The 14,515-nt window shown below is 66.8% G+C and carries 18 protein-coding genes; 9 read left to right on the top strand and 9 right to left on the bottom strand.

Going from position 1 to position 14,515, the window contains the following annotated elements:
- Positions 1-124: 124 nt before the first annotated feature.
- On the bottom strand, positions 125-502 hold the full coding sequence (locus AU185_RS07165; RefSeq protein ID WP_059098542.1) for a rhodanese-like domain-containing protein: 378 nt from the start codon (positions 500-502) through the stop codon (positions 125-127).
- Between the two features lie 64 nt (positions 503-566).
- Between AU185_RS07165 and AU185_RS07160 the strand changes: the two genes are divergently transcribed.
- From AU185_RS07160 to AU185_RS07130, 7 genes are read left to right on the top strand one after another with little or no spacing between them, the layout of a single operon-like run.
- Entirely contained in the window at positions 567-995 is a 429-nt protein-coding gene (locus AU185_RS07160) for a PaaI family thioesterase (RefSeq protein WP_231740256.1), read from the top strand.
- A gap of 55 nt (positions 996-1,050) precedes the next feature.
- Entirely contained in the window at positions 1,051-1,353 is a 303-nt protein-coding gene (locus tag AU185_RS07155) for an urease subunit gamma (RefSeq protein ID WP_059098541.1), read from the top strand.
- Complete coding sequence (locus AU185_RS07150) at positions 1,350-1,664, top strand: urease subunit beta (protein WP_059098540.1); 315 nt, start codon at positions 1,350-1,352, stop codon at positions 1,662-1,664. The genes AU185_RS07155 and AU185_RS07150 overlap by 4 nt, the downstream gene beginning before the upstream one ends.
- Positions 1,661-3,382, top strand: coding sequence for an urease subunit alpha (locus AU185_RS07145; protein ID WP_059098539.1), 1,722 nt, complete (start codon positions 1,661-1,663; stop codon positions 3,380-3,382). Before AU185_RS07150 ends, AU185_RS07145 begins: the two co-directional genes overlap by 4 nt.
- Before the next feature lie 10 nt (positions 3,383-3,392).
- Positions 3,393-4,028, top strand: a complete 636-nt coding sequence (locus tag AU185_RS07140; RefSeq protein ID WP_059098538.1) for an urease accessory protein UreF — start codon at positions 3,393-3,395, stop codon at positions 4,026-4,028.
- A gap of 10 nt (positions 4,029-4,038) precedes the next feature.
- Positions 4,039-4,743, top strand: a complete 705-nt coding sequence (gene ureG / locus AU185_RS07135) for an urease accessory protein UreG (RefSeq protein WP_059098537.1) — start codon at positions 4,039-4,041, stop codon at positions 4,741-4,743.
- Entirely contained in the window at positions 4,743-5,369 is a 627-nt protein-coding gene (locus tag AU185_RS07130) for an urease accessory protein UreD (RefSeq protein WP_059098536.1), read from the top strand. Before ureG ends, AU185_RS07130 begins: the two co-directional genes overlap by 1 nt.
- Before the next feature lie 4 nt (positions 5,370-5,373).
- Here AU185_RS07130 and urtE read toward each other — a convergent pair whose 3' ends face one another.
- The 5 genes from urtE to urtA are packed head-to-tail and all read right to left on the bottom strand — an operon-like array spanning position 5,374 to position 10,099.
- Positions 5,374-6,066: an urea ABC transporter ATP-binding subunit UrtE gene (gene urtE, locus AU185_RS07125; protein ID WP_059098535.1), complete on the bottom strand. Its 693-nt coding sequence runs from the start codon at positions 6,064-6,066 to the stop codon at positions 5,374-5,376.
- The gene (gene urtD / locus AU185_RS07120; protein WP_059098534.1) at positions 6,066-6,902 is read right to left on the bottom strand and encodes an urea ABC transporter ATP-binding protein UrtD; all 837 of its coding nucleotides are present in this window, start codon (positions 6,900-6,902) and stop codon (positions 6,066-6,068) included. Before urtD ends, urtE begins: the two co-directional genes overlap by 1 nt.
- Positions 6,899-8,023 carry an urea ABC transporter permease subunit UrtC gene (gene urtC / locus AU185_RS07115; RefSeq protein WP_059098533.1) on the bottom strand — a complete coding sequence of 375 codons (1,125 nt, stop codon included), beginning with the start codon at positions 8,021-8,023 and terminating at the stop codon, positions 6,899-6,901. Before urtC ends, urtD begins: the two co-directional genes overlap by 4 nt.
- Complete coding sequence (urtB, locus tag AU185_RS07110; RefSeq protein ID WP_059098532.1) at positions 8,020-8,904, bottom strand: urea ABC transporter permease subunit UrtB; 885 nt, start codon at positions 8,902-8,904, stop codon at positions 8,020-8,022. The genes urtC and urtB overlap by 4 nt, the downstream gene beginning before the upstream one ends.
- Before the next feature lies 1 nt (position 8,905).
- Positions 8,906-10,099 carry an urea ABC transporter substrate-binding protein gene (gene urtA / locus AU185_RS07105; RefSeq protein WP_231740260.1) on the bottom strand — a complete coding sequence of 398 codons (1,194 nt, stop codon included), beginning with the start codon at positions 10,097-10,099 and terminating at the stop codon, positions 8,906-8,908.
- On the opposite strand from urtA, the gene AU185_RS25535 reads away from it, so the two are divergent.
- Positions 9,981-10,268, top strand: a complete 288-nt coding sequence (locus AU185_RS25535; RefSeq protein ID WP_231740261.1) for a hypothetical protein — start codon at positions 9,981-9,983, stop codon at positions 10,266-10,268. The two genes, urtA and AU185_RS25535, sit on opposite strands and share 119 nt — an antisense overlap.
- Positions 10,269-10,448: 180 nt before the next feature.
- Here the strand turns inward: AU185_RS25535 and AU185_RS07100 are convergent, their stop codons facing one another.
- The 3 genes from AU185_RS07100 to AU185_RS07090 form a co-directional block, all read right to left on the bottom strand.
- Positions 10,449-11,822 (bottom strand): NAD(P)/FAD-dependent oxidoreductase, encoded by a 1,374-nt coding sequence (locus AU185_RS07100; protein ID WP_059098530.1) that lies wholly within the window; start codon positions 11,820-11,822, stop codon positions 10,449-10,451.
- 108 nt (positions 11,823-11,930) lie between these two features.
- Positions 11,931-12,860, bottom strand: a complete 930-nt coding sequence (locus AU185_RS07095; protein ID WP_059098529.1) for an LLM class F420-dependent oxidoreductase — start codon at positions 12,858-12,860, stop codon at positions 11,931-11,933.
- Between the two features lie 51 nt (positions 12,861-12,911).
- Positions 12,912-13,583, bottom strand: a complete 672-nt coding sequence (locus tag AU185_RS07090) for an SDR family oxidoreductase (protein WP_059098528.1) — start codon at positions 13,581-13,583, stop codon at positions 12,912-12,914.
- A gap of 137 nt (positions 13,584-13,720) precedes the next feature.
- Here AU185_RS07090 and AU185_RS07085 point away from each other — a divergent pair, with 137 nt between their 5' ends.
- The gene (locus AU185_RS07085) at positions 13,721-14,515 is read left to right on the top strand and encodes an ABC transporter permease (protein ID WP_172800155.1); all 795 of its coding nucleotides are present in this window, start codon (positions 13,721-13,723) and stop codon (positions 14,513-14,515) included.

Below are 14,515 nucleotides of genomic sequence, written 5' to 3'. Positions count from 1 at the left end.
CAACCGAGAACCACCGGACCGCGCCGGAGTCCTGAGGGCTGCAGAGACCCCCGGTCCACACGGAGGACGGGCCCCACACCATTGGTGTGGGGCCCGTCCGCATCCGTGCTGAAAACTATGTGTGTCAAGCCTTTTCGACGGCGCCTCCGCTGTCGGCCCAGTCGCCGAACGCGCCGAGGTTGTACACCTGCTGGTAGCCGAGCTCCGTGAGCGCCTGACCCGACAGCGCCGAGCGCCCGCCGGATGCGCAGTAGAGGATCACGGGTTTGTCCTTGGAGAAGTGCTGGTCGTGATACGGCGACTCCGGGTCCGCGCGGAACTCCAGCATGCCCCTCGGCACGTGAACGGCGCCTGCCACCTTGCCGCTCTTCTCCACTTCGGGGGCGTCGCGCACGTCGACGACCAACGCGCCCTTGCTGATCAGTTCCCGAGCCTCGTCGTGGGAGATCTTGGGCACCACGGCGTTGGCTTCTGCAACGAGGTCTTTCGCGGTCTTGGCCATGATTGACCCTAACTCGCGCCACCCGGCGGGGTCATGATGTCGGCGAGCGTGTAGACACGTTCGCGTGACCCCCGATGTGACCCCCGATGCGGCGGCGGACCTGGCTTCCGAACTGGGCAAGGGCTTCGACCGCGAGCTCGGCCTGACCTACCTCGAACTCGGTCCCGACGGCGCCCGGGCACAGCTGAAGATCGAGGACAAGCTGCTGCAGCCGTACGGCATCGTGCACGGCGGCGTGTACTGCTCGATCGTCGAAAGCCTGGCCAGCGTGTCCGGGGCAGTCTGGCTCGCCGGCAACGGCGGTGGGCACGTGGTCGGCGTCAACAACAACACCGACTTCCTGCGGGCGATCTCGTCGGGAACGGTCACCGCGGTGTCCGCACCGATCCACCGCGGCAGGCGCCAGCAGCTGTGGCAGATCACCATCACCGACGACGACGACCGACTCGTCGCGCGCGGACAGGTGCGGCTGCAGAACATGCCCGCCGAGTGACCGCGAGCAGCGCGTGTGCTGCTGAAACTCGCTTGGCGTGGCAATATCCCGCACTATGCTGTTGACCCCGCACGAACAGGACCGGCTGCTGCTCTCGTATGCCGCCGAACTGGCGCGCCGCCGACAGGCCCGCGGCCTCAAGCTCAACCACCCCGAGGCGGTCGCGGTGATCAGCGACCACCTCCTCGAGGGTGCCCGCGACGGTCGCACCGTTTCAGAATTGATGGTCAGCGGCCGCGAGGTTCTCGGCCGCGAGGATGTCATGGACGGCGTTCCCGAAATGCTCGAGGCCGTCCAGGTGGAGGCGACGTTTCCCGACGGCACCAAGCTCGTTACCGTCCACCATCCCATCCGATGATCCCGGGTGAAATCGTCTACGGGCAGGGCGATATCGAGCTCAACCCGGGCGCGCGGCGCATCGAACTGGACGTCGTCAACACCGGCGACAGGCCCATCCAGGTCGGCAGCCATGTGCATTTGCCGCAGGCCAATGCTTCTCTGGAGTTCGACCGCGACGCTGCCCACGGCCACCGGCTCGACATTCCAGCCGGTACCGCGGTGCGCTTCGAACCAGGTGTCGCCCAGCACGTTTCGTTGGTGCCGCTGGCCGGATCACGCGAGGTCCACGGGCTGACCCTACAACCGCCGGGCCGACTGGACGCCTCATGAGCGAGCTGTCTCGCGCCAGGTATGCCGCCCTGTTCGGGCCGACGACCGGCGACCGCATCAGGTTGGCCGACACGGATCTGTTCGTGGAGATCACCGAGGACCGCAGCGGCGGCCCCGGGCGGGCAGGTGACGAGGCGGTGTTCGGCGGCGGCAAGGTACTACGCGAGTCGATGGGACAAGGGCGCGCGACCCGGGCCGACGGGGCGCCCGACACCGTGATCACCGGCGTCGTGATCATCGACTACTGGGGAATCATCAAGGCCGACATCGGTATCCGCGACGGCCGCATCGTCGGCATCGGCAAGGCCGGCAATCCCGACATCATGTCGGGCGTGCATCCCTCGCTCGTCGTCGGGCCGTCGACGGAGATCATCGGCGGCAACGGACGTATCGTCACCGCGGGGGCGATCGACTGCCACGTGCATCTGATCTGTCCGCAGCTCATGGCGGAGGCGCTCGGCGGCGGCATCACCACCATCGTCGCCGGCGGTACCGGCCCAGCCGAGGGCAGCAAGGCCACCACCGTCACCCCCGGGGCGTGGCACCTCGCGCGCATCCTCGAATCGCTGGACTCGTGGCCGATGAACGTGGCCCTGCTCGGCAAGGGCAACACGGTCAGCATCGACGCATTGTGGGAGCAGTTGCGCGGCGGCGCTTCGGGTTTCAAACTCCACGAGGACTGGGGGTCGACACCTGCGGCGATCGATGCCTGCCTCACCGTCGCCGACGCTTCCGGTGTCCAGGTCGCACTTCACTCCGACACGCTCAACGAGGCAGGCTTCGTCGAGGACACGATCGGCGCGATCAATGGCCGCTCGATCCACGCCTACCACACCGAGGGCGCAGGGGGTGGCCACGCACCCGACATCATCCGGGTCGCCGCCGAGCCCTACGTCCTGCCGAGTTCGACCAATCCGACCCGGCCGCACACCGTCAACACGCTTGACGAACACCTCGACATGTTGATGGTGTGCCACCACCTCAACCCCCAGGTGCCCGAGGATCTCGCGTTCGCCGAGAGTCGGATCCGGCCCTCGACGATGGCCGCCGAGGATCTGCTCCACGACATCGGTGCGATCTCGATGATCGGCAGCGACTCGCAGGCCATGGGCCGTATCGGGGAGGTGGTCCTCCGCACCTGGCAGACCGCACACGTGATGAAGCGACGGCGCGGCGCGCTACCCGGCGATAACGAAGCAGACAACACCCGCGTCCGCCGCTACGTCGCCAAATACACCATCTGTCCGGCCGTCGCGCACGGGCTCGACCAGGAAGTCGGATCGGTCGAGGTCGGCAAACTCGCCGACCTCGTGCTGTGGGAACCGGCGTTCTTCGGGGTCCGCCCGTACGCGGTGCTGAAGGGCGGAATGTTCGCATGGGCGGCCATGGGCGACGCGAACGCGTCGATTCCCACGCCGCAGCCCGTCCTGCCCCGACCGATGTTCGGCGCGGCGCCTGCGGCCGCGGCGGCGACATCGGTGCACTTCGTTTCGCCGCAGGCCGTCGATGACGGGCTCGCCGACCGCCTGGCCGTCAATCGGCGTCTGGTAGCGGTCCGCGATGTTCGACAAGTCGGTAAAGCTCAGATGCCTCTCAACGACGCGCTTCCGGACATCGACGTCGACCCGGACACGTTCACCGTGCGTATCGACGGCGACGTGTGGCAGGAGGCGCCCGCCGCCGAATTACCCATGGCGCAGCGCTATTTCCTCTTCTAGGAGTTCACCTTTGACCCCCTTGGCCACACTACTCGCGCTGTCCGACTCGCGACTGCCGACGGGCGGGCACGTGCATTCCGGCGGTGTCGAGCAGGCCGTGACAGAGGGGCTGGTCTGCGACCTCGCGACGCTTCGGGCATATCTGCGTCGTCGCATCCGTACCCACGGCCTGGTGACGGCATCGGTAGCGGCCGCGGTGCATGCCGGTGAACTAGGCATCGATCAGGCGGACCGCGAAACCGATGCTCGCACACCGGCTCCCGCCGCCCGGCGAGCCTCCCGCGCACAGGGCCGCGGCCTGATCCGGCTGGCGCGGCGGGTCTGGCCGGACGGTGGCTGGGACACGCTCGGAAGCACGCCGCACCTAGCCGTCGCGGCGGGCGCGGTTGGTGCGGCCAGCGAGATGACCCCCGAGCTCACCGCGCTGTCGATCGTCTATACCACCATGACCGGTTCGGCGACGGCTGCCCAGCGTCTGCTCGCCCTCGATCCCGGTGACGTCGCAGCGCTGACGTTCGAGCTGTCCACGTTGTGCGAGCAGACCGCCGCCGAGGCCGCCAAGGAACTTTCCGACCTGTCCGATCCGCTGTTGGACGCGCTGGCCCAACGGCATACCCAACGCGAGCGACCTTTGTTCGTCTCCTGAAAGAGAAGCGATGCCACCACATTTCCTCGACGGTCAGCCACACCGTCACACCGACCGGCCGAAGCGACATCGAGAGCCGGGAGAGCCGCTGCGCATCGGCATCGGCGGCCCCGTCGGCTCCGGCAAGACCGCGCTCGTCGCGGCGCTGTGCAGGCAACTGCGCGACGAGTTGTCCCTGGCCGTGCTCACCAACGACATCTACACCACCGAGGACGCCGACTTCCTGCGCCGCCACGCCGTGCTGCCCGATCGGCGGATCGCCGCGGTCCAGACCGGCGGCTGCCCACACACCGCAATCCGCGACGACATCACCGCCAACCTCGATGCCATCGACGACCTCATCGCGGAAAACGACCGGCTCGACCTGATTTTGGTCGAGTCCGGCGGTGACAATTTAACGGCCACCTTCTCATCCGGGCTGGTGGACGTGCAGATCTTCGTCATCGATGTGGCCGGCGGCGACAAGGTGCCGCGCAAGGGCGGGCCGGGGGTGACCTACTCAGATCTGTTGGTGGTCAACAAGACCGATCTGGCGTCGCGTGTCGGGGCTGATCTCGAAGTGATGCGTCGCGACGCGGCGACGGTGCGTGGTGACCGGCCGACAGTGTTGATCTCGCTGACCGAAGACCCTGCTGCCACCGCCGTGCTGGCCTGGGTGCGTGCGCAGCTGCGGGTGTCTGCGCACGCCTGGGGGAGTAGCGAGGGTTCGGTCTAGTGCGTTCGGACGTCCTCATCGTCGCCCGTCGCGACCGCCGGCCGCGCATCGAATGCACCGGCGGGCTCGCCGCACGCGAGACCGAACCCGACACAGTGCATCTGGTGTCGGCCGCCGCCACCCCGCTCGGTGGCGACGCAGTGCGTGTGCGCATCGTGGTCGAGCCGGGCGCGTCACTGCGGGTGCGCACCGCGGCGGCGACGGTGACGTTGCCGGGCCCGAGGACGGATGAGTCGCACACAGTCTGGGCTCTGGAGGTGGCAGGAGTTCTCGACGTCGATCCGCAGCCGACCGTGGTGGCCGCCACGTCGCGGCACATCGCCGCTACCCGGATTGACCTCACCGGATCTGGTCGCCTCCGGCTGCGGGAGCGTGTCCAGATAGGTAGAACTGCTGAGCGGCAGGGTTTTTGGGTCGGGTCGCTGCACGCGGACGTCGACGGGTCCGCCCTGCTGCGCCATCGCATCGAGATGGGCAGCGGCTCGCTGACCGACGATGAGCTCGGCGCGCCGATGGCGTGTGTCAGTGAGTTGCGCTACCCGGGCAGCCACATCGAGACGGACGGCGTTGCGCTGGCGCTGGCGGGCGGTGGCTGCCTTGCAACCTGGCAGGGCGCCCGGCTCTAGCCGGCTAGATCGCCATGGCGGCGCGGACTTCGGCCTCCGAGGCCGAACCGCCTGCGCCGCTGGACGTGACGCGGCCGGACTCGAGGATGTAATAGCGCTGCGACGACTCCAGCGCGAATCCGATGTGCTGCTCGACGAGCAGCACGCCCAGGTCGCCGCGTTTGGTCAAGTCGGTGATCGCGGCCTCGATTTCGGCCACCACCGACGGCTGGATGCCCTCGGTCGGCTCGTCGAGAATCAGACACCTGGGCCTGGTGATCAGCGCGCGGGCGATCGCCAGCTGTTGGCGTTGGCCACCCGAGAGCAGCCCGGCCCGCCGCGGCAGGAGCTCCTTGAGCGCGGGGAACAGGTCGAGCTGTTCGTCGATCAGCTGCTTGCCGTTCTTGCGTCCGTCGGCGACGACCTGAAGATTTTCGGCCGTCGTCAGCTGGCCGAACGACTGCTGGCCCTGCGGCACATACGCCAGACCACGCGCCACCCGCGCGCTGGGCCGCAGATTGGTGATGTCGTCACCGTCGAAAAGCACTCTTCCGGCACTGCATTTCAACAGGCCGACGGCGGCGCGCAGGAGTGTGGTCTTACCGGCCCCGTTGTGGCCCATCACAGCCGCCACCCCGTTCGAGGGCACCTCGACGCCGACCCCGTGCAGGACGTCGGAGCGGCCGTAGCCAGCGTGTACGTCGACTAGCCGGAGCATCAGGAGTTCTCCTCGATGAGTTCGGAGGGCCCGCCCGTGGGCAAGGTTGAAGCGCCGGCGGCCGCCGTGCCGAGGTAGACCTCCTGCACCTTCGGATTGGCCTGCACCTCGGCGACCGATCCCTCGGCGACGACCCGCCCGCGGGCCAGCACGGTCACCGAAGTGGCGAACGCGCGCATGAAATCCATATCGTGCTCGACGACGACGACGGTGCGCTCACCGCCGATGCGGCGCAGCAGGTTTCCGGTCTCCTCGCGCTCCTCATGGCTCATCCCCGCGACCGGTTCGTCGAGCAGAAGGACGTCTGCGTTCTGCACCAGGAGCATGCCGATCTCGAGCCACTGCTTCTGGCCGTGGGCGAGCACACCGGCGGGTTCTTCGGCCAGCTCGGTCAGCCCGATCGTGTCCAGGGCCGCCTCGACGGACGGCAGCATCCCGCGGCGTCGTCGCAACAGCGTCCACGGCGAGCGTCCTGCGCCCGCAGCGATATCCAGGTTCTGCAGCACGGTCAGCTGTTCGAAGACACTGGCTGTCTGGAAGGTCCGGCCCACCCCCAGCCGCGCGATCTGATGCACCTTCTTGCCGAGTAGCTCCACGCCCGACTTGTTGACCGAGCCGGTGGCGGTCACGAGCCCGGTGATCGCGTCGATGACAGTGGTCTTGCCCGCGCCGTTCGGACCGATCAGGAACCGCAGGTCGCCTTGAAACAGTGTCAGGTCGACGTCGCTGACCGCCTTGAAACCGTCGAAATCCACCGTCAGGCCGCGGACTTCGAGGTACTCGGTGCCCATGCCGACGTTGCCACCGGCCACCGGTTCCACTTTCGCACCGCTCATGTCGATGCCCCAACTTTCTCCGCGTCCGGATCGGTGTCGACCGCGGCGGGCCGCTCCACCTCCGGCAGCGGTTTGGGTCTGCGTGTGCGCCACCGCCTGTACAGCGCCCCCAACCCGGCGAAACCGGCGGGAAAGAAGCCGACGACGACGATGAACAGCAGGCCCTGCGCGTAGGTCCATTCCGAGGGAAAGCGTTCGGAGAACAGGGTTTGCGCCCACGCAACACCGATCGCGCCCAGCACCGGTCCCAGCAACGTTGTACGTCCGCCGATCGCCACACCGATCAAGAACGCGATAGACGGAAGGATGCCGACCTGTGATGGTGCGATGAACCCGACAATCGGTGCGAACAGCGCGCCGGCGATGCTGGCGAAGAGAGCGGCGACGGCGTAGGCGACCACCTTGATGTTCGCCGGGTCATAGCCCAGGAAACGCACCCGCTCCTCGCCGTCGCGAACGGCCACCAGCAGCTCGCCGTAACGGCTCTGCATGAGCTGCCGGACCACGGCGACGACGAGGAGCAGCACACCGGCGGCGATGAAATAGAGCATCCGCTGGTTCGCGGGATCGTTCAGGGTGAACCCGAAGAAGGTACGAAACCTGTTGAGCCCGTTGCTTCCCCCGAGGCTGGCCTGCCCAACCAACAGGATCGCCAGCGCCGCGGCGAGCGCCTGCGACAGGATCGCGAAATACGCGCCTTTGACGCGGCGCTTGAAGACGCCCAGGCCCAGCGCCGCGGCGATGACCGTCGGCAGCACCACGATCGCCAGCAACGTAAAGGCGGGGGAGGCGAACGGCTGCCAGTAGGCCGGTAATTCGCGCACCCCGGCGATCTGCATGAAGTCGGGGACGTCATTACCGCGGATCTGCGCGTCGGCGACCTTCAGGTGCATACCCATCATGTAGCCGCCCATGCCGAAGAACACGCCCTGGCCGAGCACCAGCATGCCGCCGCGGCCCCAGGCCAAACCGATACCGACGGCGACGATCGCGAAGCACAGGAACTTGCCGAGCAGCGACAGCCGAAAGTCCGACAACACGACCGGCGCCACCCCGAACAGCAACACCGCCGCGACGCCGAAACCGGCCCACGTCTGCCACCGGCCCAATAGGACCCTCACGCGAGACTCCTTGTCCGAACGGTGAACAGGCCCTGCGGGCGGACCTGCAGGAAGATCACGATGACCACGAACACGATCACTTTCGCCAGCGATGCGGTGGTGTTGTACTCGATGAACGAATTCAGGAAGCCCAGCGCGAACGCCGCGATCACGGCGCCCTTGATCTGGCCGAGGCCGCCGACGACGACAACCAGGAACGCGTCGATCAGATAGCTCTGCCCGATGGTCGGACTCGTCGAACCGATCAGCGTCAACGCCACACCGGCCACCGCCGCCAGTCCCGATCCGATGAAAAACGTTGTGATGTCGGTCTTGCGCGACGAGATGCCACTGGTTTCGGCCAGGTCGCGGTTCTGCACGACCGCGCGGATGCGCCGTCCCATGGGACTGACTTTGAGCGCGGTGGCCAGCGCCGCCACGCAGGCGATCGCCAACACCAGGATGAAGATGCGCGTCCTGGGCACCACCGCCCCGAAGATTTCCATACCGCCGGACAGCCACGGCGGCGCGACAACGTTCACCGCAGGCGCGCCGAAGATGTCGCGGGCCACCTGCTGCAGGATCAAGCCGACGCCGAACGTCACCAGCAGCGTGTCGAGCGGGCGGTGATACATCCGTTGAATGAGCGTCACTTCCAGCAGCGCGCCCATCGCGCCGCCGATGACGAAACCGACCACGAGCGAAATCAAGAGCGACGCACCGGCACTCGACACAATCTGCTGCACCACATAGGCGGTGTAGCAGCCCGCCATGATGAACTCGCCGTGCGCCATGTTGATGACGCCCATCTGGCCGAAGGTCAGGGACAACCCCAGCGCGGCCAGCAACAGGATCGAGCCGAGGCTCAACCCCGTTGCCAGCTGTCCGATCAGGACATCCATCTCAGCTGGAGAGCCCTGCTGCCCACGGATAGGACTTCAGGTACGGGTCCGGCTCGATCGGGCCAGGTGACTCCCAGACCGTGTAGATGAGCCCGTCGGGACGGATCTCGCCGATGCGGGCCGTCTTGGTGATGTGATGGTTCTCGCCGTCAATGGTGACCAGGCCCTCGGGAGCGTCGAAGGTGACCCCGTCCGCGTTGTCCTGAATTGCCTTGACATCGAACGACTTCGCCTTCTCGACGGTGTTCTTCCACAGGTACACCGAGACGTAAGCGGCTTCCATCGGATCCGACGTCGGCTTGTCGGCGCCGAACTTGTCCTGGTAGGCCTTGACGAATGCCTTGTTGACCGGATTGTCCACGGTCTCGTAGTAATTCCACGCGGTCAGCTGGCCGGTGATGTTCTGCACGCCGATGCCGCCGACCTCTTCCTCGGCGATCGACACCGACACCACCGGCATCGCCTGCGGCGTCAGGCCGACGTTGCGGTACTCCCGGAAGAACGCGACGTTGGAATCGCCGTTGAGGGTGTTGAACACCGCGTCGGCGTCGGCGGTGCGGACCTTGTTGACGATCGTCGAGAAGTCCGTCGAACCCAGCGGGGTGTAGTCCTCACCCTTGATCTCGATGCCGTTGGCGTCCGCATACGCCTTGATGATCCGGTTGGCGGTCTGGGGAAACACGTAGTCGCTGCCCACGAGGTAAAGCGACTTGACGCCCTTTTCCTTGAGGTAGTCCAACGCCGGGACGATCTGCTGGTTGGTGGTGGCGCCGGTGTAGAAGATGTTCTTCGACGACTCCAGGCCCTCGTACTGCACCGGGTAGTACAGCAGCGAGTTGGCGCTTTCGAAAACGGGCAGCATGGCCTTGCGCGAGGAGGAGGTCCAACCGCCGAACACCGCGGCGACACAGTCGCTGCTGATCAGCTTTTCGGCCTTCTCGGCGAAGATGGTCGGCTCGGACGCCCCGTCCTCACCGACGAGCTGGAGTTGCTTGCCCAGCACGCCGCCTGCGGCGTTGATCTGCTCGACAGCGAGGTCGATCGCGTGGCGCACGGTCACTTCGGAGATGGCCATGGTGCCCGACAGTGAGTTCAGTGCACCTACCTTGACGGTGGGACCGGAAGTGTCCACGCACGACGCGGCGCTTGCCGAATCCGATTCGGTGGCCTTGCTTCCGCAGCCGGACAGCAGCAACGCGGTCGCGGCGACGACGCCTCCCGCCCTGAAAGCCGAACGTTTCCACGAGGAGCGTCGGACAAGTCGCATGGACAGCCTTTCCCGAGAACAGCAACGCCCATCGCCGACGAGCGTCGATAGTCAAGCGGCACGTGAGACACCACGCGGTGTCGAACTGGGACGTTAGAGCGGCTGTGTTTCTACGAAATGTCTGTATGTGACGAACAAATTAACCTGTGGCTCGCCAGGCGTTGATCGGCCGTTTGCCAGGTGCGACGCTCTGGCGGCCTCGGCGCTGTGCTGGCGCAAACACGTGGGTTGGGCTATGGCGCAGCGCCGTTCGCAACGCCTGAGTACGCCAATGGCGCTAGCCGGCGACCCTCTCGGTGTCTCGTACCCCCGCGGCGATCTCCTCGAGCTCTTCAATCCGGGTGCGGGCGTAGGCCTGCTGTTCGGTGATCGTGAGGTTGCCGCGCTGCGTCGACAGGAAGGTCACCGTCCACGACAGCAGCGTGGTGATCTTGCGGCGGAACCCGACTAGGTACACCAGGTGCAGCACCAGCCAGGCCAACCACGCGATGAAGCCGCCGAACTCGAGCGGACCGATCTTGGCGACGGCGGAGAATCGCGACACCGTGGCCATCGAGCCCTTGTCGAAGTACTGGAACGGTTCGCGCGCAGCGGGGTCGGCGCCCTTCAACTCGGCCCTGATCGCGTTGGCGGCGTACCTGCCGCCCTGGATCGCGCCTTGCGCCTGCCCGGGCACGCCCTCGACGTGGGCCAGGTCGCCGACCACGAACACGTTGGGGTGGCCGGGAATCGTCAGGTCGGGCTCTACCAGGACGCGACCGGCCCGGTCGACCTCGACGTCGGACTGCTCGGCGAGATCGCGGCCCAGCGGACTGGCCTGCACACCGGCCGACCACACCTTCGTCGCCGATTCGATGCGCCGGATCGTGCCGTCGGAGTCCTTGACCGTGATGCCGTTGCGGTCCACATCGGTGACCATGGCGCCGAGTTGGATGTCGACGCCCATCTTCTCCAGCCGCGCTTGGGCCTTCTTGCCGAGCTTCTCGCCCATCGGGGGCAGCACCGCGGGCGCCGCGTCGAGCAGGATCACCCGTGCCGTGGTCGAATCGATATGGCGGAACGCGCCTTTGAGCGTGTGGTCGGCCAATTCGGCGATCTGCCCGGCCATTTCGACGCCGGTTGGGCCCGCACCGACCACGGTGAATGTCAGCAGCTTCTCGCGCCGGGCCGGATCGCTCGAGCGTTCGGCCTGCTCGAACGCGCTGAGGATGCGCGCGCGCAGCTCCAGCGCGTCATCGATGGACTTCATGCCGGGGGCCCACTCGGCGAAATGGTCGTTGCCGAAATAGGATTGGCCGGCTCCGGCGGCCAAGATCAGCGTGTCGTACGGGGTGACGTAGGTATGGCCCAGCAGCTCCGACTTGACCGTCTGGTCGGCGAGGTTGATGTGGGTGACGTCGCCGAGCAACACCTGACAGTTCTTCTGCTTGCGCAGGATCATCCGCGTCGGCGGCGCGATCTCGCCGGACGGGATGATGCCGGTCGCCACCTGGTACAGCAGCGGCTGGAACAGGTGGTGGGTTGTCTTCGCGATCAGCTTGACGTCGACATCGGCCCGTTTCAGCTTCTTGGCAGCGGTCAATCCGCCGAAGCCTGACCCGATGATGACGACTTTGTGCCGATCAGATGCAGTGGCTCCGGGATGGCTCATGTTGGGCTCCTCGACGGTGTCACGTGCAGTTCTACCCGCAACGGTAGCCGCCCGAACCTGCGATCGACGATTCCGTTAGCTGTGGCATTTCCCACGCCGTCGGCCCGATCAGCCGCCGAGAAGTGGCTTGAGAAGCTCACCGACCGCGGTGATGCCGCCCGGCTGATATCCGTTCAGGCTCGTCACCGGGCTCAGGATCACCCCATCGACGCCGGCGTCGAGAACCTTGGCCTTCACCTGCTCGACGACCTGCTCGGCACTGCCGTAGACCGCCTGCTGTTTGAAGTCGTCGGGAATCACATCGCCCGTGACGTTCTCGTCGATGATCGCGACGACCAGCATGCTGGTCTCGAGCGTGGCGGGGTCGCGGCCGATCTCCTCGCAGCGCTCCTTCACGACCTGCACCTTGCGCGGCAGCTCGTCGAAGCCCGCGATGAGGTTGAGGTGGTCGAAGTGCTTGGCCGCCAGCGGAATGGTCTTCTTCTCGCCGCTGCCGCCGATCATCAGCGGAACGTGATCGCGGAAGCGGGGCTCCGCCATGGCCTCCTTGGTGCGGTAGTACTTGCCATCGACGGTCGGACGGTCGCCCTCGAGCATCGGAAGGATGATCTGCAGTGCCTCGTTGAGCTTGTTGAAGCGGTCGGTGAAAGTCCCGAACTCATACCCCAAGGAGTCGTGCTCCAGTTCGTACCAGCCCGTGCCGATGCCGAGGATCGCGCGGCCCTGGCTCATCACGTCCAGCGTCGTGATGGCCTTGGCCAGCAGCGTGGGATTGCGGTAGGTGTTGCCGGTGACCAGCGTGCCGAGTTGGACGCGTTCGGTCGCGGTGGCCAACCCCCCAAGGGCGGTGTACGCCTCGAGCATGGGCGCATCGGGCGTGCCGAGGCCGGGAAGTTGGTAGAAGTGGTCCATCACGAAGACGGAGTCGAAGCCCGCGGCCTCGGCTTCCTGAGCCTGCGCGATGACCGTCGGGAAGATCTGGTCGACGCCGGTGCCGTAGGAGAAGTTGGGGATCTGCAGTCCGAGTTTGATGGTCACGTCTTCACGTAACCACGGCTGATCGGGGTCGATTCCCCGTCAGCGAAAAGTTCAGCCGAAGTCCGCCAGCGCACCCTTGCTGACGTGCAACGTCTGGCCGGTGATGTGGCGCGCCGCAGGGGTGGAGAGGAAAAGCGCGAGCCGGGCGATCTCCTCGGCCACCGGCGGCGGGGTACGCGAGAGGCCTTCGTAGCCCGGTTCGGTGCTGCGTCCCGACGCCACCGCGTTGACCGTGATGCCGCGGGTGCCGAAGTGCGCGGCCTGGCCGGCGGTCCAGTTGGAGATGGCCGCCTTGATGGCCGCTTCGGCACTGCCTTCTACCGGGTGTTCGGGAACCACGGTGACGATCGAACCGCCCGAGCGCAGGTGATCGCCCAGGATCTGCACGGTCAGTACCGCTGACAGCACGGTCGAGTCGAGCGCCTCCCGCCACGCGTTGGCCAGCTCCGACAGCGAGTAGGTGCGCGGGTCGCCGCCGTCCCAACGAGGCGCGGGCACATTGACGATCGTGTCGAGGTGGTGCGGGAACTGCGGTCGCGCCGCTTCCAGGCTGGCGGGATCGGTGTTGTCGAACACGATTGCGTCGACGTCGAGTTCCTTGGCGGCGACTTCGAGGTCGTCGCGGCGGGCACCTGCGATCACGACCCGGTGACCGGCGTCGCGGAAGCCTCCGGCGATCGTGCGACCTAAATCCGTGTCACCGGCGGTGACGAGCACCTCCATCGCGGGACCTCCTTGTCGTGCCAACGCTGAACTCAGCGATCCCGGGCAATGTTACTGGACAGTAGCTAGGGCGCGAAACCGGCGCGCGGGCGCATGTGCCATAGGGTTTTTCCCGTGAGGCGCAGGGCGGCGAGCGGTTGAGCATCTCGGCTGGCCTGCCGCGCTGGCTGTACCTGCCCGCCGCGGTCGGCGCGCTGTTCGTCGCCGTACCTCTTGTCGCGGTGGCGGCGAGGGTGGACTGGCCGAATTTCGTGCACCTGATCAGCAGCGAGTCCTCCATCAGCGCGCTGCTGCTGAGCCTGCGGACGGCGGCCGCCAGCACCGCGCTGTGTCTGGTTTTCGGTGTGCCGATGGCCCTGGTGCTCGCGCGCAGCGACAGCCGGCTGATCCGCGCGGCGCGGCCGCTGATTCTGCTGCCGTTGGTGCTGCCTCCGGTGGTCGGCGGTATCGCGCTGCTCTACGCGTTCGGCCGGCTCGGCCTGATCGGGGAGTACCTGGAGGCAGCGGGTGTCCAGATTGCGTTCACGACGACGGCGGTGGTGCTCGCCCAGACGTTCGTGTCGCTGCCGTTCCTCGTCATCGCGCTGGAAGGGGCCGCCCGCACCGCGGGCGCCGATTACGAAATGGTGGCGGCCACGCTGGGCGCCCGGCCGTCCCGGGTGTGGTGGCGCGTGACGTTGCCGCTGCTGATTCCCGGCCTGGTGTCCGGATCCGTGCTGGCATTCGCGCGCTCGCTGGGCGAATTCGGCGCCACGCTCACGTTCGCGGGCTCTCGTCAGGGCGTCACCCGGACGCTGCCGTTGGAGATTTATCTGCAGCGGGAGAGCGACGCCGATGCCGCGGTGGCGTTGTCGTTGTTGCTCGTGGTGGTGGCCGCGGTGGTGGTCTTGGGCCTGGGCAGTCGGCGGTTGCGGGGCGACAGTGCCTGGTAG

Source organism: Mycobacterium sp. GA-0227b, from assembly GCF_001499855.1.
In the GTDB taxonomy this organism is placed as follows: Bacteria; Actinomycetota; Actinomycetes; order Mycobacteriales; family Mycobacteriaceae; genus Mycobacterium.
This window is presented reverse-complemented; position numbering and strand designations above follow the sequence as displayed.